24 protein-coding genes are annotated in these 20749 nt (G+C 66.6%); 4 read left to right on the forward strand and 20 right to left on the reverse strand.

Features of this window, described 5'->3' with window-relative positions:
- Nucleotides 1–68: 68 nt before the first annotated feature.
- Nucleotides 69–749, reverse strand: a complete 681-nt coding sequence (locus CG716_RS02590) for a class I SAM-dependent methyltransferase (protein ID WP_094476175.1) — start codon at nt 747–749, stop codon at nt 69–71.
- A 46-nt stretch (nt 750–795) separates the two neighbouring features.
- On the opposite strand from CG716_RS02590, the gene CG716_RS02595 reads away from it, so the two are divergent.
- Nucleotides 796–1212, forward strand: a complete 417-nt coding sequence (locus CG716_RS02595) for a MarR family winged helix-turn-helix transcriptional regulator (RefSeq protein ID WP_094476176.1) — start codon at nt 796–798, stop codon at nt 1210–1212.
- Between the two features lie 3 nt (nt 1213–1215).
- Here the strand turns inward: CG716_RS02595 and CG716_RS02600 are convergent, their stop codons facing one another.
- The 6 genes from CG716_RS02600 to rpsB form a co-directional block, all read right to left on the reverse strand.
- Nucleotides 1216–1686 (reverse strand): copper amine oxidase, encoded by a 471-nt coding sequence (locus CG716_RS02600; protein ID WP_234817683.1) that lies wholly within the window; start codon nt 1684–1686, stop codon nt 1216–1218.
- Between the two features lie 137 nt (nt 1687–1823).
- Complete coding sequence (locus tag CG716_RS02605) at nt 1824–3266, reverse strand: amidase (protein ID WP_094476177.1); 1443 nt, start codon at nt 3264–3266, stop codon at nt 1824–1826.
- Nucleotides 3267–3306: 40 nt separating this feature from the next.
- Nucleotides 3307–4170, reverse strand: a complete 864-nt coding sequence (locus CG716_RS02610) for an LLM class F420-dependent oxidoreductase (RefSeq protein WP_094476594.1) — start codon at nt 4168–4170, stop codon at nt 3307–3309.
- Nucleotides 4170–4478: a hypothetical protein gene (locus CG716_RS02615; RefSeq protein WP_234817684.1), complete on the reverse strand. Its 309-nt coding sequence runs from the start codon at nt 4476–4478 to the stop codon at nt 4170–4172. Before CG716_RS02615 ends, CG716_RS02610 begins: the two co-directional genes overlap by 1 nt.
- Nucleotides 4479–4612: 134 nt before the next feature.
- Complete coding sequence (tsf, locus tag CG716_RS02620; RefSeq protein WP_094476179.1) at nt 4613–5440, reverse strand: translation elongation factor Ts; 828 nt, start codon at nt 5438–5440, stop codon at nt 4613–4615.
- An 11-nt stretch (nt 5441–5451) separates the two neighbouring features.
- On the reverse strand, nt 5452–6279 hold the full coding sequence (gene rpsB / locus CG716_RS02625; protein WP_094476180.1) for a 30S ribosomal protein S2: 828 nt from the start codon (nt 6277–6279) through the stop codon (nt 5452–5454).
- A 288-nt stretch (nt 6280–6567) separates the two neighbouring features.
- Here rpsB and CG716_RS02630 point away from each other — a divergent pair, with 288 nt between their 5' ends.
- Together CG716_RS02630 and CG716_RS02635 are read left to right on the forward strand one after the other, a co-directional pair.
- The gene (locus tag CG716_RS02630; protein WP_094476181.1) at nt 6568–7065 is read left to right on the forward strand and encodes a M23 family metallopeptidase; all 498 of its coding nucleotides are present in this window, start codon (nt 6568–6570) and stop codon (nt 7063–7065) included.
- A gap of 29 nt (nt 7066–7094) precedes the next feature.
- Nucleotides 7095–8525 (forward strand): protein adenylyltransferase SelO, encoded by a 1431-nt coding sequence (locus CG716_RS02635; RefSeq protein WP_094476182.1) that lies wholly within the window; start codon nt 7095–7097, stop codon nt 8523–8525.
- 4 nt (nt 8526–8529) lie between these two features.
- Here CG716_RS02635 and CG716_RS02640 read toward each other — a convergent pair whose 3' ends face one another.
- From CG716_RS02640 to CG716_RS02685, 10 genes are all read right to left on the reverse strand, one after another.
- Nucleotides 8530–9423, reverse strand: coding sequence for a tyrosine recombinase XerC (locus CG716_RS02640; RefSeq protein ID WP_410431425.1), 894 nt, complete (start codon nt 9421–9423; stop codon nt 8530–8532).
- 111 nt (nt 9424–9534) lie between these two features.
- Complete coding sequence (locus CG716_RS02645; RefSeq protein WP_094476184.1) at nt 9535–10383, reverse strand: siderophore-interacting protein; 849 nt, start codon at nt 10381–10383, stop codon at nt 9535–9537.
- 68 nt (nt 10384–10451) lie between these two features.
- Nucleotides 10452–11600, reverse strand: a complete 1149-nt coding sequence (dprA, locus tag CG716_RS02650; RefSeq protein WP_094476185.1) for a DNA-processing protein DprA — start codon at nt 11598–11600, stop codon at nt 10452–10454.
- Entirely contained in the window at nt 11597–13108 is a 1512-nt protein-coding gene (locus CG716_RS02655) for a YifB family Mg chelatase-like AAA ATPase (RefSeq protein WP_094476186.1), read from the reverse strand. The genes dprA and CG716_RS02655 overlap by 4 nt, the downstream gene beginning before the upstream one ends.
- Nucleotides 13108–13473 (reverse strand): YraN family protein, encoded by a 366-nt coding sequence (locus CG716_RS02660; RefSeq protein ID WP_094476187.1) that lies wholly within the window; start codon nt 13471–13473, stop codon nt 13108–13110. Before CG716_RS02660 ends, CG716_RS02655 begins: the two co-directional genes overlap by 1 nt.
- A 113-nt stretch (nt 13474–13586) precedes the next feature.
- On the reverse strand, nt 13587–14102 hold the full coding sequence (locus CG716_RS02665) for a hypothetical protein (RefSeq protein WP_094476188.1): 516 nt from the start codon (nt 14100–14102) through the stop codon (nt 13587–13589).
- Nucleotides 14103–14138: 36 nt separating this feature from the next.
- Nucleotides 14139–14507, reverse strand: a complete 369-nt coding sequence (locus CG716_RS02670; protein WP_094476190.1) for a hypothetical protein — start codon at nt 14505–14507, stop codon at nt 14139–14141.
- An 85-nt stretch (nt 14508–14592) separates the two neighbouring features.
- Nucleotides 14593–15333, reverse strand: coding sequence for an HAD-IIA family hydrolase (locus tag CG716_RS02675; protein WP_275988805.1), 741 nt, complete (start codon nt 15331–15333; stop codon nt 14593–14595).
- Nucleotides 15334–15443: 110 nt separating this feature from the next.
- Complete coding sequence (locus CG716_RS02680) at nt 15444–16052, reverse strand: hypothetical protein (protein ID WP_094476192.1); 609 nt, start codon at nt 16050–16052, stop codon at nt 15444–15446.
- 121 nt (nt 16053–16173) lie between these two features.
- Nucleotides 16174–17394 carry an MFS transporter gene (locus tag CG716_RS02685; protein ID WP_094476194.1) on the reverse strand — a complete coding sequence of 407 codons (1221 nt, stop codon included), beginning with the start codon at nt 17392–17394 and terminating at the stop codon, nt 16174–16176.
- 175 nt (nt 17395–17569) lie between these two features.
- Between CG716_RS02685 and CG716_RS02690 the strand changes: the two genes are divergently transcribed.
- On the forward strand, nt 17570–18748 hold the full coding sequence (locus CG716_RS02690) for an ROK family protein (protein ID WP_094476196.1): 1179 nt from the start codon (nt 17570–17572) through the stop codon (nt 18746–18748).
- A 1-nt stretch (nt 18749) separates the two neighbouring features.
- Here the strand turns inward: CG716_RS02690 and CG716_RS02695 are convergent, their stop codons facing one another.
- From CG716_RS02695 to lepB, 3 genes are read right to left on the reverse strand one after another with little or no spacing between them, the layout of a single operon-like run.
- Nucleotides 18750–19055, reverse strand: coding sequence for a DUF2469 domain-containing protein (locus tag CG716_RS02695; RefSeq protein ID WP_094476198.1), 306 nt, complete (start codon nt 19053–19055; stop codon nt 18750–18752).
- Between the two features lie 48 nt (nt 19056–19103).
- On the reverse strand, nt 19104–19832 hold the full coding sequence (locus CG716_RS02700; protein WP_275988786.1) for a ribonuclease HII: 729 nt from the start codon (nt 19830–19832) through the stop codon (nt 19104–19106).
- Between the two features lie 11 nt (nt 19833–19843).
- Nucleotides 19844–20677: a signal peptidase I gene (gene lepB / locus CG716_RS02705; protein WP_165774006.1), complete on the reverse strand. Its 834-nt coding sequence runs from the start codon at nt 20675–20677 to the stop codon at nt 19844–19846.
- Between the last annotated feature and the right edge of the window lie 72 nt (nt 20678–20749).

Genomic DNA, 20749 nt, shown 5'->3' on the forward strand with positions numbered 1-20749 from the left:
GCACGGGTTCACAACTACACGACGTAGTAGTTCCATGCGGTCAGCGTACTTTTGTCCCCCGCTGATTTTCAGCCGAGGTGCGCCGACAGCAGCCAGGCCGGCATGGACTTACGGCCCCGCCCCTCGTCACGCAGGTCGCGCTCGACGAAGTTCGCCATCATCGGCGAGTCGTCGGGGACGTTGGCGTGGATGCGGGCCGGGCGGACCTCGTCGATCACCCAGTACTTGGACACCACGTCACGCAACTCGTCCTCGGTCACCGGATGCGCAGGGCCGTCGGCCGGGATTCCGGCGACATCGAAGACCAATACGAAATAGGACGCGCCAGGGGCGGCCGCCCGCACGATCGAACGCTGATAGCCGTCCCGGAACTCGACGGGCATCGAATGGAAGAGTGTGGAGTCGACGATGGTGCCGAACCGGCCGTCGTAGCCGTCGAAGTCGGCGATGTTGGCAACCTCGAAACTGGCGTTGGTCACGCCGCGCCTGGCTGCTTCCTCGCGGGCCAGCGCGATGGCCGTCGGCGAGAGGTCCAGCCCGACGGTGGTGAAGCCGCGTTCTGCGAGGTACAGCGACACCGCCGCCTCCCCGCACCCGGCGTCGAGGACGTCGCCGTGGAACTTGCCCTGCTCGATGAGGGCCGCGATTTCGGGCTGCGGCTCGTCGATGCTCCACGGCGGGCGGAAGCCCTCGAACTCCGGAGCTGCACGACGGTAGGCCGTATCAAAGAGATCTTCAGGTGTAGTCATACCTCCACGAATATCAACCGGATTGATATATGTCAATATCATTGACATGGGTGCGAGCCACGACGAGCCGCTGGGCTACTTGCTTCATCGGGTGGCCTCGGCACTGCGCGCGGAAGTCACTGCCACCGCGCTCGACCCGGCCGGTCTGTCGTTCCCGCAGTACATCTGCATGCGGATCCTGTCCAAGTTCCCCGAGCGGTCCAATGCCGAGTTGGCCCGCGATACCGGGGTGTCGCCGCAGGCGATGAACATGGTGCTGCGCAGCCTCGAGGACCGTGCACTGGTGGCCCGACCGGCCACCGTGGAATCGGGGCGTTCCCTGCCGGCGAAATTGACCCGCGCGGGCGTAGAACTGCTGGCGCGCACCGATACTGGAGTGCGGGCCGCCGAGCAGCGGTTGATGGTGAACCTGAGCGCCGAGCAGCGGCGAGAATTCCGGAGAATTCTCGCCGCCCTCGGTTAGACCTCAGTGGTGGGCGTGGCAGCCCTTCGGTGGTGACGGCGGCAGGTCGAGCGCCGGATTGCCGTCGAAGAACCCGATCGGTTTCAGATGGAATCCCGCGTATGCACACGGCATCACCGGCCAGTCCTCCGGCCGGACGATGTGGTGAGCGCCAAGGGTGTACCAGAGCACCACATCGGTGTCCTCCAGCGGTGCGTCATCGGCCACATACTGCGGCAACCCCTGCGCGTCAGGGCTCTGATACATGTAGCCGCCCGCCGCGAACTTCTCGGCCGGGTCGTACTTCGTCACCCACAGGTTGTGCTGCAGAAATCTTGCCCGGTCATAGATGTGAGAGCCTTCCTGCACCATCACCGGGACGATCTCGCGCGGCACCAGCTTGTAGGCAACGCGGCTGCCCAGTTCGTTCTTCGGGATCGGGCTCAGGAATCGAATCCACCTCCTACACACTATTTTCGCGCCGTCCACACTCATGTCGAGACGGAAGTTGAAGAAGTGCTGGTGGTTCGGTCCGTAGAAAGGTGTACTCAGGTTGGCCTGTTTCGCGGACCGAAGCCGCTGATGTCGCCCGGGTTACGTCACCCATCGTGCTGTTAAATCAACGTGTCAGCTCACGATTCACGCGATGCGTCCGACAGCGGCTTCTGTAGCGAGGTGTCGATGCGCGGCCATGGCTTGGCCGCCTCGAGTTCGAAGGCCAGTTCCAACAGCCGGCGCTCGTGACCGGTCGGTCCCGACAGCATCATCCCCACCGGCATACCGGACGGAGAGTGGCCCAGCGGCAACGAGATCGCCGGCTCACCCGTCGTGTTCTGCAGCGGCGTGAAGGCCACCCAGTCCACCAGCCGATCGATGATCTGCTGGTAGTCCGCCGTGGGGTCCAAGTGCCCGACGCGCGGTGTCTCGTCGGCGAGCGTGGGTGTGAGCAGCACGTCATAGTTGTGGAAGAACCGGGCGGTGACCCGGCGCAGCCGTCGCAGCCGTGTGATGGCCACCGGCATCCGGTGCAGGTTACGGATCCCGTAACGCTCGAGTCCCAGAGTGAGGTTGTCCAGCTTGGTCTTGTCGAATGTCGGGCCCAGCACGCGTGGCCCGGTACGCACCTGCGCCACGGCCAAAAGTGCCCAGTACAAAAGGAAGTCGTCGAGGAAGTAGCTCGGCACCGGATGACGGTCGAGGTACTCGACGTTATGGCCAAGGCCCGCAAGCAGTTCGGCGGTCTGCAGCGTGAGTTCGCGCACGCTTGGGCCGGCCTGCCGTTTCAGCGACTGGGTGACAACCGCGATCCGCAGCCGTTCGCGGCCAGGCCCGGTAACCGCACCGATCGGTGGCAGCCGCCGGTTGCGCCAGATGTGTTCGGCTTCCCGGTAGAACGCGGCGGTATCGCGGACCGTGCGGGTCAGCACTCCCTCACTGACGATCTGCACCGGCATCTGCCGGGCCAGCTTCTCAGCCGGCAGCCGCCCCCGCGACGGCTTCAACCCGACCAGACCGTTGCACGCGGCCGGGATCCGGATCGATCCACCGCCGTCGTTGGCGTGGGCGATGGGCACCACGCCGGCGGCGACGAAGGCACCCGATCCCGACGAAGATGCCCCGGCGGTGTAGTCGGTGTCCCACGGATTGCGGACCGGTCCGATGCGGGGATGCTCGGCGGCAGCGCTGAATCCGAACTCCGAGAGCTGGGTCTTGCCCAGCGGCACCAGCCCGGTGGCCAGAAAGAAACGGGCGAAGTCACCGTCATCAGGCAGCGGGTGTGGCGCCCACGCGTCGGTGCCGCGCATCGTCGGCATGCCCTCGACGTCGACGTTGTCTTTGAAGAACGTCGGCACCCCATCGAAATATCCGCCGCCGCCGGCATATGCGCGCGCCAGCGCCCGCTCGAAGGTCTCGTATGCCAGGCCGTTGAGGATCGGGTTCACCTTCTCGGTGCGGACGATCGCGGCCTCGACGAGCTCAGGGCGGGAGACCTTGCCGGTGCGGAGGGCGTCGACCAGGGCGACCGCATCCAGAGCGCCGAGCGCGTCGTCGCCGAAGGCGTGCACATGCTGCATTCACCCGACGCTAGCAGGCACGTGTTCAATAAAGGGGCGCTCACGCCGGAAGGTCGGCGAGCACCGCTTCCAACGCGGCCAGATGGCCATCGACCCCGCCCAGACCGGCGCCCATCGTGTTGATCGAGACATGCGTGGCTCCGGCCGCTGACCAGGCGGCGAGCTCCTCAGCCACGCCGTCGCGGTCGCGGCGGTAGTCGACCCGGCCCTCCATGCCCAGCGTCGCGGGGTCACGTCCGGCAGCTACCGCGGCGCGCTCCACCGTGACGCGTGCCTCGTCGAGCACGGGGCCCGGCGACATCATCGGGAACCAACCGTCGCCCAGGCGTCCCGCGCGCTCGTAGGCCCGGGCGGACGCGGCGCCGAACCACACCGGTATGGGCTGCTGAACCGGCAGCGGGGAAAGGCCCGCGCCGGTGACGGTGTGAAAGCGCCCCTGCAGCGTCACGCTCCGTTCGGTCCAGAGCCGGCGCATCACCTCGACCTGCTCCTCGGATCGCCGACCGCGGTTGGTGAAGTCCTCGCCGAGCGCTTCGTACTCAACTGCGTTCCAGCCCAACCCAATTCCGAGTCGCAGCCGTCCACCGCTGAGCAGATCCACCTCGGCCGCCTGCTTGGCCACCAGGGCGGTCTGCCGTTGCGGAAGGATGATCACGCCGGTGACCAGTTCCAGGCTCGTCGTAACGGCAGCCAGGTAGCCGAACATCACCAGCGGTTCGTGGAACGTGGTGCGCACGTCGTAGGGCCCGGCCCAGCCCTCATGCACCTCAGGGTCGGCGCCCAGCACGTGGTCGTAGGCCAGCAGATGGCTGAACCCCAATTCCTCGACGCGCTGCCCGTAGGCGCGGACCGCGCCGGGGTCGCCGCCGAGTTCGGTCTGGGGGAAGGTGACGCCGATGCGGATCACTGTTGCGGGACGGTCGAGACCGCAAACTCTGCTGAGTCGGACGTGCAGTTCAAGACGACGGGCTGTGTCATTGCAGTGCCCGAGTAGCAGGTGAAGGGACCGATCTGCTGATACTTCTCGCCTTCCGCCTGGTACTGCGCCGCCGTGGCGTAGGCGTCGCCGCAAGTGATCGGACCGTCCACAATGTCGATCTGGGATTGGTTCTGGGGCGGACAACTGACCCCCGGCGCCGCGGCGCACACGGCGAGACTCCCCAGCAGTAACGCCGCGCTGGCAGCGGCAACGAGAATCACTCTGATCGACACAGGTGAAAGCCTCACACGCCACACGCGCGCATGCGACCCCTTTGGCCTCGAGATGGCAAAACCCCGCGTCGCCGGGATCGCCGGAGATGACGCGGGGTTTTCCAGTGGACGGCTTGGTGTGCCGCCCAAGTTTGTCAGGCCTGACCGACCTCGAACCGGACGAACCGGGTCACTGTCACGCCGGCCTCGTCCAGCAGCGCCTTGACGCTCTTCTTGCTATCGGACACCGACGCCTGCTCCAGCAGCACGACGTCCTTGTAGAAGCCGGTGACGCGACCTTCGATGATCTTGGGTAGCGCGGCTTCGGGCTTGCCCTCGGCCTTGGCCGTCTCTTCGGCGATGTGGCGCTCGTTGGCCACGATGTCGGCGGGAACGTCCTCACGCGTGAGGTACTTGGCCTTGAGCGCGGCGATCTGCAGAGCCACCGAATGCGCGGCGTCCTTGTCAGAACCCGTGTACTCGACCAGCACACCCACGGCAGGCGGCAGGTCTGCAGCCCGCTTGTGCAGGTAGGCCTCGACGTTGCCGTCGAAGTACGCCGCGCGACGCAGCTCGAGCTTCTCGCCGATCTTGGCCGACAGCTCCGCGATGGCTTCCTCGACGGTCGTCGTCGCCCGCTCGCCAGAAATCGGAGCGGCCTTGAGGGCCTCGACATCGGTGGCCTTCGCGGCAGCAGCGGCAGCCACGACCTCGTCGGCCAACTTCTGGAACTCGGCGTTCTTGGCGACGAAGTCGGTCTCGGAGTTGAGTTCGATCAGCGCGCCGCCCTTGGCGGCGACCAGGCCCTCGGCGGTGGCGCGCTCAGCGCGCTTGCCGACGTCCTTGGCGCCCTTGATGCGAAGGGCCTCAACGGCCTTGTCGAAATCGCCGTCGTTTTCAGCCAGCGCGTTCTTGCAGTCGAGCATGCCCGCACCGGTGAGTTCCCGAAGTCGCTTGACGTCGGCAGCGGTGTAGTTAGCCATGTGGCCTTTCCTTACGAAGCGTCAGTGGTGGTTTCAGTTGCGACCGGCCCGGAGTCATTGGGGGCCGACGCGGTTGCGCTTGCCAGCAGTTCCTGCTCCCACTCGGCCAGCGGCTCGGCCACGGCCTCCTGCTTGTCACCCGCACCGACACCCGAGCGAGCCTGCAGACCTTCGGCCACCGCGGAGGCGATCACCTTGGTCAGCAGCGCCGCCGAGCGGATCGCGTCGTCGTTGCCCGGGATCGGGTAGTTGACCTGATCGGGGTCGCAGTTGGTGTCCAGGATCGCGATGACCGGGATGCCGAGCTTGATGGCCTCGCTGATGGCGAGGTGTTCCTTGTTGGTGTCGACGACCCACACCGCAGACGGCACCTTGGCCATGTCCCTAATACCACCCAGGGACCGCTCCAATTTGGTCTTCTCGCGGGTCAGCATCAAGATTTCCTTCTTGGTGCGACCCTCGAAGCCACCTGTCTGCTCCATGGCCTCGAGCTCCTTCATCCGCTGAAGGCGCTTGTGCACGGTCTGGAAGTTGGTGAGCATGCCACCCAGCCAGCGCTGGTTCACATACGGCATGCCGACGCGCGTCGCCTCTTCGGCGATGGACTCCTGGGCCTGCTTCTTGGTGCCGACGAACAGGATCGTGCCGCCGTGGGCAACGGTCTCCTTGACGAACTCGTAGGCCTGATCGATGTAGGTCAGCGTCTGCTGCAGATCGATGATGTAGATGCCGTTGCGGTCGGTGAAGATGAACCGCTTCATCTTGGGGTTCCAGCGTCGGGTCTGATGCCCGAAGTGCGTGCCGCTGTCAAGCAGCTGCTTCATGGTTACAACAGCCATAATGAGGTAGCTGGCCTTTTCTTTGTTGTCGGTTGTCGCCCGGCTTCGGGTGAAGCCAAGCCCTGGCGCCTGGGGCATGCCGACCCGCGTAGACGGGACCAACCGGCATGCGTAGTGCAAGTCGACGTGGCGAACTTGCGGACAGACGCGCGAAGTCAACCCGCTCGCGCGAGTTGCGGATCAAAGTTTACACCGCCGCAAGGGGTGCTTTGTCCACAGCGCCACGCGGATCCACAGCTTCACTTCCTGCGGCTTTCTTTCTTGATTGTGTGCCGCTGAACTGGGGTGATGCGAGTCATCGCGGGTCTTGCGGTGGTTTTGCTGCTGTGCGCCGGGGTTGGCCGGGCCGACTCCGGGCGGCTCACGTGGCCGCTTCGGCCGCCGCCGGCGGTGACCCGGGCGTTTGATGCGCCGTCACCGGACTGGCAGCGCGGGCACCGCGGCGTCGATCTGGCCGGCGCTCCGGGACAGCCGGTGTACGCCGCGGGACCGGCGACGGTGGTGTTCGCGGGAAAGCTGGCCGGGCGCCCGGTGGTATCGCTGGCCCATGCCGGCGGGTTGCGCACCAGCTACGAACCGGTCGAGGCGGCGGTGCAGGTAGGGCAGCTGGTCGACTCATCGACCGCTCTGGGCCGGCTGGTTGCTGGTCACGAGGGCTGCCCAGCGGCGGCCTGTCTGCACTGGGGCGCCATGTGGGGACCGGCGTCGCGGGCCGACTACGTCGACCCGTTGGGGCTGCTGGCCAGCACGCCGATCCGGCTCAAGCCGCTGGCGGGGCTCGGTTAGCCGCCGTGAACGGCCTAGGCTGGTTGGCGATGAGCATTGCTCCCGACACGACCGTCGTCCTCGGCCACCGTTTCGCCACCGAGCTGCCCGAAGTTGCGCTGCGTTGGCAGGCCGAGCCCACTCCCGCTCCGCGACTGCTTGTGCTCAATGAGTCGCTGGCCATCGAACTCGGGCTGGATCCCGCCTGGCTGCGAAGCCCCGACGGAATCGGTCTCCTCGTTGGGACCCGGTTGCCCGCCGGAGCGCAACCGGTCGCGCAGGGGTATGCCGGCCACCAGTTCGGCGGCTGGGTGCCCCGCCTCGGCGACGGTCGCGCTCTGCTGCTCGGTGAGCTTGTGGACACCAAGCAGCGGTTGCGCGATCTGCACCTGAAGGGATCCGGGCGCACCCCGTTCGCCCGCGGCGGGGACGGTCTCGCGGCCGTCGGCCCGATGCTGCGCGAATACCTCGTCAGCGAAGCGATGCACGCGCTCGCCATTCCAACCACCCGTGCACTGTCCGTCGTCGCCACCGGGCGCGCCGTTCATCGCGAGACCACGCTGGACGGCGCGGTGCTCGCCCGCATCGCGGCAAGCCACCTGCGTGTCGGGAGCTTCCAATACGTCGCGGCTGCAGGTGATCTCACGGTGCTGCGCCGCCTCGCCGACCACGCGATCAGCAGGCACTACCCCGCCGCCGCAAGGGCTGACAATCCGTATCTCGCGTTGCTCGAATCGGTGATCGCCGCTCAGGCGGAGCTCATTGCACGGTGGATGCTGGTCGGTTTCATTCACGGCGTGATGAACACCGACAACATGACGATCTCGGCTGAGACGATCGACTACGGCCCATGCGCGTTCATGGACGCCTTCGACCCAAAGACGGTGTTCAGCTCGATCGACTCATCGGGCCGATACGCCTACGGCAACCAGCCGGCGATCGCCGCATGGAACCTCGCTCGTTTTGCCGAAGCACTGCTGCCGTTGATCGCCGACGACCAGGAGCATGCGGTCACGTTGGCCACGGCGGCGCTGCAGGACTTTTCGAAGCTGCATACGGCGTCGTGGTCGGCGGGCATGCGCGCCAAACTCGGGCTCGGTGAAAATGTCGAAGACGCGGTAGCCCAGCACCTCATCGAGGAGCTGTTGGAGCTCCTCGAGAGTGAGCGCGTCGACTACACGTCTTTCTTCCGCCGGCTCTCGCGCGGCACGGTGGAGCCGGCATTCGGGACATGGGCCGCGCGGTGGCGCACCCTTGATCCGGACCTGGCGTCGATGCAGCGGGTCAACCCCGTGTACATCCCGCGCAATCACCTCGTCGAGGAGACGCTCGCCGCCGCCACAGCAGGCGACATGGAGCCGTTCAACCGGCTGCTCACGGTGATCAGTTCTCCCTACGACGAGCGGTCAGGGTTCGAGCGTTACGCCGACCCCGCTCCCGACGAATTCGGGCGCTGCTTCCAAACCTTCTGCGGCACCTAATCTTTCAGGCGCGCGGGTGGGCCTGATCGTGCACGGCTCGCAACCGCGCAACGGTCACGTGGGTGTAGAGCTGGGTGGTGGCCAGCGTCGAATGGCCCAGGATCTCCTGGACGATGCGCAGATCAGCACCGCCTTCCAGCAGATGTGTGGCCGCGCTGTGCCGCAGGCCGTGCGGGCCGATGTCGGGCGCGCCCTCGACCGCCGACATGGTCTGGTGCACGACGGTGCGCGCCTGGCGGGGGTCCAGTCGCCGGCCTCTGGGTCCGAGCAGCAGCGCCGGCCCGGAGTCGGGGGTGGCCAGTTCCGGACGGCCGTCGGTCAGCCAAGCCGTCAGCGCGGCCAGCGCCGGCGCCCCGAACGGAACGGTCCGCTGCTTGTTGCCTTTACCGAGCACCCGCAGCAGCCGGCGGCCAGTGTCGATGTCGTCGATGTCCAGACCGCACAGCTCGCTGACACGAATACCGGTGGCGTACAGGAGCTCCACGATCAGCCGGTCGCGCAGCGCCAGCGGGTCGCCCTGTTCGGCACCGAGATCGGCGGCGGCCATCGCCGCGAGCGCCTGATCCTGGCGCAGCACGGCAGGCAGGGTGCGACGAGCTTTCGGCAGCTGCAGGCGAACCGCCGGGTCCTCGGCCAGCAGGCCACGCCGGGTGGCCCAGGCCGTAAACGTCTTGACCGCCGAGGTACGGCGGGCCAATGTGGTGCGCGCCGCCCCGCCGGCGGACTGCGCGGCCAGCCACGAACGCAGGATCGCCAGGCTAAGGGCCGCCAGCCCGGCGCCGGGGGCGCGCTCGTCGAGGAAAGCGAACAGCGAGCGCAGATCGGTCAGGTAGGCCCGCTGGGTGTGCTCGGAACGGCCACGCTCCAGCGCGAGATGCTCGGCGTAGTCGTCGAGGATCGCCGCGTAGTCGCCGGGGTCCACTCCCCTACGGTTGCATCCATGCACGCACGCGCGTGCATGGAGGCGCGGCGTGTCCGGGCGTCGTGACTATTCCGTTGCTCGCGGGCCCTAGTCCTGGCCGGCTTCGGCGTCGGCCAGTTCCTTCTTCCACTGCCGGAAGGTCTCCTCGGTGCGGCCGCGCCGCCAATAGCCGGAGATCGACGCCCATTTTGCGTCGACGCCGCGCTCCTTGCGGACGTAGGGCCGCAGGTTGTGCATGACGGCTTGGGCCTCCCCGTGGATGAAGACCTGCGCCTGGCCCGGCAGCCAAAGGGTAGTGGTGACAGCCTCGATCAGCGGGGCGTTGTCACCGGCGCGTTCGTCCCCCACGAGGTCGGCGCGTCCACCGCGGTAGATCCAGTTGATCGCGACGGATTCCGGTGCAACCAGGTCGATCTCATCCTCGGGTCCAGCGACCTCGATGAAAGCCTTTCCAATCGCGTTCGACGGCAGCGCTTCCAGTGCCGCACTGATCGCGGGCAGGCCTGCTTCGTCACCGGCGAACAGATGCCAGTCGGCGCCAGGGTCGGGTGAATATGCGCCACTGGGGCCCATCAGGTAGATCGTGTCGCCCGGTTGGGCCGCGGCCGCCCAGGGCCCGGCCACGCCGTGCTCGCCGTGCACCACGAAGTCGACCGTGATCTGGCGTGCCGCGGCGTCGACCCGGCGCACGGTGTAGGTGCGCACGGTGGGCTGCTGTTCGGGCGAGAGCTCCTTGAAGCTGTCCAGCGTCAGCGGCCGCTCTAGCTTCGCCACGTCCACGTCGTCACGCAGGAAGACGAACTTCACGTACGAGTCGGTGAACTCGCCCGGCTTGAACGTGTCGAAGCCGGTGCCACCGAGGACGACGCGCACCATGTGCGGTGCGATCTGCTCGGTGCTGACGACCTGAAATGTGTGTAGTGGTCGACCCGCCACATCGCCTCCCGACGAAAATCGATAGCCAACCGTCTCGACTATACGTATCCAAGCGCTGGTCAGGTCGACTACCTCGACTGAGCCGGAACGCGGACCAGCCGCCAGCAGCCGTCCTCGCGACGGACCAGACCGGCGATCTCCAACATCGCCAGCGGTCCGAGCACCGCGGTGGACGGCAGGCCCGAGGCCACCGCGATTTCGTCGGCGCTGCGCACGCCACGCGCGGGCAGTGCCTCGTACACCTGCTTCTCGGCGTCACTCAGACCGTCGAGTAGCCCGGTCGGTCGCGGTTCCTCGTCGGCCAATTCACCTGCCCGCCCGACCAATTCGATGACCTCTTCAGCGCGGGTCACCAACTCCGCACCGTTGCGGAGAAGGGCGTGGCATCCCATGGACGATGCCGACGTCACCGGACCGGGCACCGCGCAGACCACTCGGCCCAACGCCCGTGCCCACGCGGCGGTGTTCGCCGCCCCGCTGCGCACGCCCGCCTCGACCACGACGGTGGCCTTCCCCAGCGCGGCGACCAGCCGGTTGCGGGTCAAGAAGCGGTGCCGTGCCGGTCGAACACCGGGTGGATACTCCGTCAGCAACAAGCCCGAGCTGCTGATCCGGTGCAGCAGGGAGGAATGCCCCGCCGGATACAGGTTGTCGATGCCGCCGGCCAGTACTGCCACCGTCGGTCCCTCGACCGCCAATGCTGCGCGGTGCGCTGCCCCGTCGATCCCGTAGGCACCGCCGGACACGACGGCGACCTCGCGTTCGGCCAGCCCGGCCGCGAGGTCGGCGGCGACATGCTCGCCGTAGCCGGAGGCAGCCCGGGTGCCGACGATCGCGGCGGCCCGCTCGGCGACCTCGTTGAGCCGGGCCGGGCCGATGGCCCAGAGGACCAGCGGCGGTCGGCCCTGCGGCTTGTCTCGCGCGGCCGTTCCGCCGAACGCCGCGAACGCGAGCGTCGGCCATTCGTCGTCCGCGGGGGTGATCAGCCGGCCGCCGCGACGCACCAGCAGGTCCAGATCTGCTTCTGCTGCATCGATACTGCGCCGCGCAGCAGTACGTTCGGCCAACGCCGGGCTCACCTCGCCTCCAGCGACGCGGTATGACGCCTCCACCGGTCCGACCTCGGCGACCAGGTCGGCGATTTCGTCGCAGGGCGGCTCGGCCACCCGGGACAGATACGCCCACGCCAGTTTTCTGACCTCGGCAGCGTCTGTCATGGCTTGACCTCCCCTCGGCGGAAGCTCAACGCCACCGCCACATCGTCGACGTTCGGCGAGGTACGCCCTGCGAGATCAGCCATGGTCCACGCGACACGCAGTGACCGATCGACCCCGCGAATGCTCAGCACGCCGCGTTCCAGTGCGGTTTTCAACGGCGCCATCGCGGTGCTGTCGAGCCGGAACTTGCGGCGCAACACCGATCCGGTCACTTCGGCGTTGGTGGTGAAGCCGTATCGGCGCCAGCGCTCAGCGGCGGCCGCGCGAGCCTGGGCTACCCGGTCACGCACGGCCGCAGTGCTTTCCGCTGCATCAGGTGCGAAGGCACCGACCCTGACCATGTGCATCTCCACACGCAGATCGACCCGGTCCATCAGCGGACCGGACAGCTTGCCGAGATAGCGGCGTTTCTCGTGCGACGAGCAGATGCAGTCTTTCGGGTCGGCCTGCGCGCACGCACAGGGGTTGGCGGCCATGACAAGCTGGAATCTCGCCGGGTAGCACGCCACGCCGTCGCGACGAGCCAGTCGAATCTCGCCGTCCTCCAACGGTGTTCGTAGTGATTCCAAGACACTGACCCGTATTTCGGCGCACTCGTCGAGGAACAACACCCCGCGGTGCGCGCGACTGACCGCGCCGGGGCGAGCCATGCCGGAGCCGCCGCCGACCAGCGCTGCGACGCTGGACGAGTGATGGGGCGCGATGAACGGCGGGCGGGTGATCAGCGGGGTGTCTTCGGATAGCAGCCCCACCACCGAGTGGATCGCGGTGACTTCAAGAGCCTCGCTTTCGGTGAGTTCAGGAAGGAGCCCGGGAAGTCGTTGGGCCAGCATGGTTTTCCCGACACCCGGTGGCCCGGTCAGCATCAAGTGATGCGCCCCGGCCGCGGCGACCTCGACGGCGAACCGGGCGTGCGTCTGCCCCACCACATCGGCGAGGTCAGCGACCGGCTCGGCCGTAGGTGCGGGCGAGGCGACGCGCTCGTCGAGTCGCGCTTTGCCCCTGAGCCAGTCATGCAACTGCCGAAGTGTCTGCACTCCAAGCACTTCAATGCCATCAACGAGGCTGGCCTCGGGGAGGTTGGCAACTGGTACCACCACGGTGGGCCAGCCCTGCCGCTTGGCGGCCAGCACCGCAGGCAGTACACCCCGCACCGGGCGCACGCGGCCGTCGAGCGCCAGCTCCCCCAGCATCACCGACTTCTCGAGGCGATCCCACGGGTTCTTGCGGCTCGCTGACAGGACCGCCGCCGCGATGGCGATGTCGTAGAGCGAACCAATCTTGGGCAAGGTGGCCGGCGACAACGCCAGCACGAGCCGAGACTGCGGCCACTCGTTGCCGCAGTTGGTGATTGCGGCACGAACCCGGTCGCGGGACTCCCGCAATGCGGCGTCGGGCAGTCCGACCAGGAACACCCCGGGTAGCCCTGAGGAAATATGCGCCTCGATCTCGACGATCTCACCATCGAGGCCGCGCACCGCGACCGAGTAAGCCCGCCCCAGTGACATCAGCCGACCCCACGCAGGTGCGTGAGCTCCGGGGTGCGCTGGCGGCCTATACGCACACCGATCACGTCGATGCGGACCACCGCCCAGCTGCGATCCTGCTCGGCCAGCCACAACCCGGCCAGCCGCCGGATGCGCCGCACCTTGGCTGGCGTGACGGCCTGCTCCCAGCCGCCGAACCTGTCACCGGTACGGGTTTTGACCTCCACGAACACCACCGTGCGATCGGGGCCCGCAGCGATCACGTCGAGCTCGCCGTACCGGCAGCGCCAGTTGCGGGCCACGATCCGCAACCCCAGAGCGGTCAGATGATCAACCGCCAGCTGCTCCCCCAACGCGCCCAGCTGGTTGCGCGTGAATGTCGTCATGGCAGCAGCGTCGACGAACCGACCGACACACACCGACAGGTCTTACCCGCAACACCCCGAAAACCGGGCAGTTATCCCCAATCAGAGATTCGTCAACAGGGACGAACCCGGAACTAGTGCTGCACCACCGTGTAGCCGAGATCTTCGAAGATGCCGAGCTCGACCGGACTCAGCACATGCACTTCCGGTCCGTCGCCGGCCTCGTTACCGGAATTCATAATCTTTTTGTTCTCGCCGGTGAAAGTGCGGCCATCGAGATGCGTCACGTTGGAGACGCCCCATACCGGGTCAGTGAAAAGAGGCACGGGTTTACCGTCGTAGGCGGCCATGGCGTTGGGCCCACCGAAGAACAGTCCGCCGTTGCCGCCGGTCAGATTGGGCTCGAATGCGGTGTTGAAAGTGAAGTCGTCGTTCATCACCTTCACCCCGTCGGCGTTCACGACGAAGCTGTCGAATATCGGATGGTTTGTAACCGGTGGCGACCCTGGGCCCTGGATGTTGGTGTCGAAGCCCAGTGTGTGCCCCATCTCGTGCATGATCACTGCCTTGAAGTCAGCCTGGTCCGGCGCGACGTCATCGCCCAAGGCCCAGTCGGCCTTCCAGTTGATGTCGATCTCGCCGTCGGGCAAGTCGCCGTTCGCGTCCTCGCCGGTGATCAGTTTCTGCTACACCACGGTCCGGAAGTAGCCGGGCGCCTCTTGGTCGACCAGAGCACTGGATGCCTGCGCGAGATTGTCGGGGTTGTCGTCGTCCGAGAGCTTGTAGGTGACGGTGACGGGCTTGGGAGCCACGAGGTCGGCGGCGAGGGTATCGGCAGCGTCGTTCAGCGCCGCTTTGGCCTCATCGGTCCAGTGTGGATTTCCCTCTGGGTAGATGAAGTCGAAGGTGATGGCGTTCTGATCGCCGACGAGGTGCGCGAGTTTCGGTGGCGCCGACGCCACCACACCGTTCGCGACAGTTGGTTGCCCCTGCGGTTCCTGGTGGGCCTGCGTTGACGAACATCCCCCGAGGACCGCGCAGACGGCCGCACTCATTACCGATACTCGCACCCAGATCATCGCGTACTCCCCCACCTCTTTGGCGGAAGTCTACGTCAGTCAAACTGCGCCTTAACGGATTTCAGATCAGGTCGATCGCCTCAGTAATCGACGGCAGCACCCGCGCCGGCCGGAACGGGTAGCGCTCAACGTCTTCGAGCGTCGTCGACCCCGTCAGCACGAGAATGGTTTCCAGCCCCGCCTCGATGCCGGCCACCACGTCGGTGTCCATCCGGTCGCCCACCATCACCGTGCTCTCCGAATGCGCCTCGATCCGATTCAGAGCACTGCGGAACATCATCGGATTCGGCTTGCCCACGAAATACGGCTCGCGCCCAGTGGCCTTGGTGATCATCGCGGCCACCGACCCGGTCGCAGGCATCGGGCCTTCGGCCGACGGTCCGGTGACGTCGGGATTGGTCGCGATGAAGCGGGCACCCTTGCCGATTAGCCGGACCGCCTTGGTGATCGCCTCGAACGAGTAGGTGCGCGTCTCGCCGAGCACCACGAAGTCCGGATCGCTGTCGGTCAGCGTGTAACCCGTCTCGTGCAGGGCGGTGGTCAGCCCCGCCTCACCGATGACGTATGCCGACCCGCCGGGCAACTGATCGTTCAGAAACGCCGCGGTGGCCATGGCTGAGGTCCAGATGGCCTCTTCCGGCACGTCGAGTCCCGAACGCGCCAGCCGCGCGGCAAGGTCACGTGGCGTGTAGATCGAGTTGTTGGTCAGCACCAGGAATCGGCGTTGCTTGTCGATCAGGCACGCCAAGAACTCCGCGGCCCCGGGCAGCGCGTGCTCCTCGCGGACGAGCACACCGTCCATGTCGGTCAGCCAGCATTCCGGTGTCGTACGCACGGTCCTCCCTTCGGGGACGTCCTGCACATGAGTGTTCCCGGACAGCGCGTCGCCAACCCCGCGATCGAGCAAGGCGGTCATGATGCGATATCCGCAGCGGCGCGGCGCTGCACCACCCGGCCGACGCCCGAGCAAGTCTGCGTGAACGCCGCCACCGCCGTGGCTCGCAGCTCCGCGTCATCGCGCACACGCGGAAGACCCTGTCCGCCAGATGATTGCGATCCCATGAGCAAACCCCAACCGACAGAGCCATTGTCGTCGGAATGGGCGACTACCAGGGCATCCCGCCCCGACATCTGGTCCAGCAACGTCTCGATCAGATGGTCAGGCTCAGCGAGCACGACCACCGGCTCGACCCCAGCCTCGGTCAGCCGGGTCACCTCATCACGAAGTCCGGATTGTTCGGCCAGAAGGATCTGCAGGAGCATTTTATCGCTGCACTTATCCCGATGCACCGCACCGACTTTGGTCCGCACCCACATGCCACACACCCGCCCCTCGATATGTTCGACGACAGGTGGCAACTCGCGCCGATCCACATGCAGCCGCGCCGACAAGCACATCCGGTACGACGCACGGGCCTCGCCCAGAGTGCTGGCGCCGCCGGCGCACTCGCTCGGAACACCCCGGAAGGTGATCTGGAGCTGGTCCTGCGGGTCGTAGCGGAAGATCACATGATCGGCCATCAATTCGCCCTCCTCGTAGTTCGCTCCCCCATCACGATCGTGACACGTTGCCGCGCAGGCAAATACAGCTCAACATGCACCGGCCCGCGCAGCCGCCGGAAAAAAGCAATGACTGCCCGGATCATGCCGACACCCCCGGAAGACGCCGCTGCAGCGCCACCGAAGCGGTGAGCACCACGAGCCCGACGACGGCCAGCACGGCGCCCGCCGCGGCCGGCGCGGTGTATCCGTACCCCGCTGCGATCACCAGTCCACCGATCCACGCGCCGGATGCGTTGGCGATGTTCAACGCCGAGTGATTCAGCGCAGCGGCCAGAGTCTGGGCCTCTGCGGCGACGTCCATCAGCCGGGTCTGCAATGCGGGCGCGATCGCCGCCCCGCTCGCGCCGATGCCGAACAACAACAGCATCGCCGTGTATGGGTTGTGCGCGGCGGCAACGAAGATCGCCAGCACGACGGCCAACAACGCCAGCGAGACGTACAGCGCCCGGATCACCGAACGGTCGGCCATCCGTCCGCCGGCGAAGTTGCCCACCACCATGCCGATACCAAAAACCATCAGTCCCACGGGAATCCATGCCTGAGACACTCCCGATACGTCGGTCAGAGTGGTGGCGACGTAGGTGTAGACGGCGAACATGCCGCCGAAGCCGACCATGCCGATCACCAGCGCCAGCCACACCTGCGGACGCTGCAACGCGCTGAGTTCGGTGCGGGTGCTGGTGGTGTGACCGCCCGCCAGGTCAGGCAGCCAGATCCAGATCGCGGCCAATGTCACCACTGCGATGGCCACGACCAACGCGAACGCGCTGCGCCAACCGAACGCTTGGCCCAGCCACGCCGCCAGTGGTACCCCGATCACGGTGGCCACCGTCAGCCCGGTCATCACCTGTGCGACGGCCTTGGCTCGCTGCGCAGGTCCGAGCAGCTGTGCCGCCACCAGCGCGGCGACCCCGAAGAAGGCTCCGTGCGGAATGCCGGCCAGGAAACGCGCGCCGATCAACACCGGATAGCTCGGCGCCAGCACGGTGACGACGTTGCCAATGGCGAACAGCGCCATCAGGCTCATCAGCACGATCTTGCGGTTGAACTTGGCCGTCAGCGCGGCGATCACGGGCGCACCGACTACCACGCCGAGCGCATAGGCAGAGATGACGTGGCCTGCGGTCGGCTCGGAGATGTGTAGTCCGCGCGCAATCTCGGGCAGCAGACCCATCGAGACGAATTCATTGGTGCCGATGCCGAATCCGCCGAGCGCGAGGGCAACAATGCCCAGTCGTGCCCTGGCGGGGCACAGCGCGGGAGACGCCGCCGGTTGGGCGGGCCGGGAGGTGACGGTCAAAGAGGTATCGACTTTCTGTGCGGTGGCGGTAGCTGCCGCTGTGCAGCATTCGATTCCTATCCCGACCCTAGCGCCACTTTCACCGCGCTTCCAACTGACTTACGCCTTTAAAGAGCAAAAGTGATAGGTGTCTCTATTACTTACTACAGGGCATAGATCTTGGTTCAATGGAAAGATGCCCGTCACCAGGCGTTCTGCTTCCCCCGCCACCGCGGGGGAAGTTTTCGCGCTTATTCGCGACGGGGTGGCCACCACGCGGACCGAGATCCGCGGACTCACGGGACTGTCGCGCACGGCCGTCGGTAGCCGGATTTCCGCACTGGCCCGCCGTGGTCTGGTGTCCGAAGGCGAGGAAGGTCCGTCGACCGGCGGCCGTCCTCCGGCGCTGGTCCGCTTCAACGCCGACGCAGGCGTGGTCTTGTCAGCAGCCATCGGCCGCAGCCGCACCCGGCTGGCGGTGTGCGACTTGGCCGGCGATATCCACGCCCTGACGGACATGGACTCCGAGATCCGCATCGGCCCCGACGACCTCATGCCTGACCTGGTCAAACGCCTCGGGGTGCTGCTCGACGAGACCGGCAGGCCGGCCCGCGACATCCTCGGCGTAGGAGTGTCCCTGCCCGGCACCGTCGACCAGCAGCGCGGCTGCAGCCTGGCCTCCCCGGTGATGAGCGGCTGGGACGGTGTCCCGCTGGAGCCCTATTTCCGCAAGCTGACCCCGGCACCGGTCGTGCTCGACAACGACACCAACGTTCAGGCCCTCTCCGAGCGCCGCAGCCCACTGAAGATCCACGACAACGTGCTGCTGATCAAGGCGTCCACCGGGCTGGGTGCCGGCATCGTGGCCGGCGGTGTCCTGCAGCGGGGCGCACTGGGCGCGGCCGGCGAGTTCGGCCACAACAAGACTGCCGCGGCTGCGGGTATCCCATGCCGTTGCGGTGACACCGGCTGCCTGGAGGCGATAGCGGGCGGGTGGGCACTCGTGCGCACGCTGCAGGAGCAGGGCCGTTCCGTCAACCACATCCGCGACGTCGTCGAACTGGCCAACCACGGAGACAGCGAGGTGCGCCGGCTGCTGCGCGAAAGCGGCCGCCACGTCGGCGAGGTGATCGCCCCCGCGGTGAACCTGCTCAACCCCGAGGTTCTGGTCGTCGGCGGCGACATGTCAGGTGCTTACGACGTCTTCGTGGCCGGACTACGAGAAACGTTGTACGGCAATGCAACCGCGCTGGCCACCCGCTATCTGCAGGTCGTCCCGTCCACCTATCGCGACAAGGCCGGCAACATCGGCAGCGCCGCGCTCGTTCTGGAACAGATCCTGTCCGCCGATGCCATCGACGCCGCGCTGCGCTGACCTACTCGGGCAGCCGCAGTTCGGGCTTCTCAACCTCTTCGATGTTGACGTCCTTGAAGGTGATCACCCGAACCTGCTTGACGAAACGAGCCGGACGGTACATGTCCCACACCCACGCATCGGACAGCCGCAGTTCGAAGTAGACCTCACCGTCGGTGTTGCGCGGCACCAGTTCGACGGCGTTGGCCAGGTAGAAGCGACGCTCGGTCTCCACGACGTAGCTGAACTGCCCCACGATGTCCTTGTATTCGCGGTACAGCGAGAGCTCCATCTCGGTCTCGTATTTTTCGAGATCTTCGGCACTCATCGGCTCAGCGGTCCTCTTGTCGTTTCATCGGGGTTCAACCATCTTGACTCACACCTGATTGTCGCGTTCGACTGGCACCTCATCACCGCGCCGCGGTGATGAGCACTCGACCACCATCTCGGTCCCACCGATACCCGCCACCCGCCGCACATTGATATAGGAAAACCGGTGCTCACGGCAGGGTCCGCGCTCGTTCAGCGCCGCACTGTGCGCCGGCGTGCTGTAGCCCTTGTGGTCGGCGAAGCCGTAGCCCGGGTGTTCGTTGTCCATCTCCACCATCAGCCGGTCACGGCTGACCTTGGCCAGCACGCTGGCTGCCGCGATACAGGCGGCCGCGGCATCCCCGCCGATGACCGGCAGCGACGGCATCGGCAGGCCCGGCACCCGGAAGCCGTCGGACAGTACATACCCGGGCCGCACCGGCAACCCGGCGACCGCCCGTCGCATGCCCTCGATGTTGGCCACGTGTACACCGCGGCGGTCGACCTCGGGAGCCGGGATGAACACCACGTGATAGGCCAGCGCGTACCGGCGGATCACCGGGAACAGTTCCTCGCGGGTCTTCTCGTTCAGTTTCTTGGAATCATCGAGGGCCGCCAGGCTCTCGAGTCGATTCGGGCCGAGCACGCACGCGGCCACCACCAATGGTCCGGCGCAGGCTCCGCGGCCCACCTCGTCGACCCCGGCCACCGGCCCCAAACCGCTTCGATACAAGGCGGATTCGAGTGTGCGCAGCCCCGACGATTTACGGATCACCGTCCGCGGCGGCCACGTCATCGAGGGCACGGTCAGCCCTGCTGCGGGTTGACCGAGGACACACCACCCCACCGAGACGGCGGCCACGCGATGAACCGCGCCTTGCCGATGACGTTGCTCACCGGAACGGTGCCCGCCATCGGGTCGCCGGTGCACAGGATGCCCTTCTGTGCGTCGGCCGGCGTGCTGGTGCAGTGGGCGCGCGAGTCCGCCGAGTGGGTGCGGTTGTCGCCCATCACCCACAGCCGGCCGTCCGGCACCTTGACCGGACCGAACTCATTGCCCAGGCAGGGGTAAACCAGCGGGTCGGCCATCATGGTCTGTGCGTTGAGGTACGGCTCTTTGAGCGGCTTGCCGTCGACGGTCAGGCCGGTGTCGGCGCGGCACTGCACGGTTTGACCGCCGACCGCGATGACCCGCTTGACCAAGTCGTTCTCATCGGGTGGCACGAATCCGACAACCGACAACGCGTTCTCGACGCCGCGGAGCACGGCGTTGCTCGACCGGATGGACTTGTAGCCCACGTTCCAGTTCGGCGGGCCCTTGAAGACGATGACGTCCCCGGGCCGCGGCGTGCCGAACCGGTAGGTGACCTTGTCGACCATGATCCGGTCGCCGACGCAGCCGGCGCAGCCGTGCAGGGTGGGTTCCATCGATTCCGACGGAATCAGGTAGGGACGCGCGATGAACGTCAGCATCACGTAGTAAAGGACCACTGCAATGCCGACGAGGATTGCGCCCTCGCGCAGCGCTGAGCGCTTCTTTTCCGGCTTTTCCGCAGCCTCGTCGGCGGTGGATTCGTCCGGAGCGTCTGTCGCAGTGGAGGCGTCCGGCGCGGAGTCGTCCGAGCCCGTGTTGTCGGTCACGTGATTAGCGTAGTCAGACAAGCTGACTGGTCACTGCCGCCACAGGCTCACGCTTCGCTCAAGCCAATGTCG

The sequence above is a fragment of the Mycolicibacterium sphagni genome (assembly GCF_002250655.1).
GTDB classification, from domain to species: Bacteria; Actinomycetota; Actinomycetes; order Mycobacteriales; family Mycobacteriaceae; genus Mycobacterium; species Mycobacterium sphagni.

Bases quoted from the DNA above. Each gene is read 5' to 3' on its own strand.
- CG716_RS02700 (WP_275988786.1), bottom strand. From the start codon at position 19,832: ATGACGTGGCCGCCGCGGACGGTGATCCGTAAATCGTCGGGGCTGCGC.
- CG716_RS02670 (WP_094476190.1), bottom strand. From the start codon at position 14,507: ATGAGTGCGGCCGTCTGCGCGGTCCTCGGGGGATGTTCGTCAACGCAG.
- CG716_RS02600 (WP_234817683.1), bottom strand. From the start codon at position 1,686: ATGAGTGTGGACGGCGCGAAAATAGTGTGTAGGAGGTGGATTCGATTC.
- CG716_RS02590 (WP_094476175.1), bottom strand. From the start codon at position 749: ATGACTACACCTGAAGATCTCTTTGATACGGCCTACCGTCGTGCAGCT.
- rpsB (WP_094476180.1), bottom strand. From the start codon at position 6,279: ATGGCTGTTGTAACCATGAAGCAGCTGCTTGACAGCGGCACGCACTTC.
- CG716_RS02605 (WP_094476177.1), bottom strand. From the start codon at position 3,266: ATGCAGCATGTGCACGCCTTCGGCGACGACGCGCTCGGCGCTCTGGAT.
- CG716_RS02595 (WP_094476176.1), top strand. From the start codon at position 796: ATGGGTGCGAGCCACGACGAGCCGCTGGGCTACTTGCTTCATCGGGTG.
- CG716_RS02635 (WP_094476182.1), top strand. From the start codon at position 7,095: ATGAGCATTGCTCCCGACACGACCGTCGTCCTCGGCCACCGTTTCGCC.
- CG716_RS02660 (WP_094476187.1), bottom strand. From the start codon at position 13,473: ATGACGACATTCACGCGCAACCAGCTGGGCGCGTTGGGGGAGCAGCTG.
- CG716_RS02695 (WP_094476198.1), bottom strand. From the start codon at position 19,055: ATGAGTGCCGAAGATCTCGAAAAATACGAGACCGAGATGGAGCTCTCG.
- CG716_RS02630 (WP_094476181.1), top strand. From the start codon at position 6,568: ATGCGAGTCATCGCGGGTCTTGCGGTGGTTTTGCTGCTGTGCGCCGGG.
- CG716_RS02675 (WP_275988805.1), bottom strand. From the start codon at position 15,333: ATGGACGGTGTGCTCGTCCGCGAGGAGCACGCGCTGCCCGGGGCCGCG.
- CG716_RS02680 (WP_094476192.1), bottom strand. From the start codon at position 16,052: ATGGCCGATCATGTGATCTTCCGCTACGACCCGCAGGACCAGCTCCAG.
- CG716_RS02690 (WP_094476196.1), top strand. From the start codon at position 17,570: ATGCCCGTCACCAGGCGTTCTGCTTCCCCCGCCACCGCGGGGGAAGTT.
- dprA (WP_094476185.1), bottom strand. From the start codon at position 11,600: ATGACAGACGCTGCCGAGGTCAGAAAACTGGCGTGGGCGTATCTGTCC.
- CG716_RS02655 (WP_094476186.1), bottom strand. From the start codon at position 13,108: ATGTCACTGGGGCGGGCTTACTCGGTCGCGGTGCGCGGCCTCGATGGT.
- tsf (WP_094476179.1), bottom strand. From the start codon at position 5,440: ATGGCTAACTACACCGCTGCCGACGTCAAGCGACTTCGGGAACTCACC.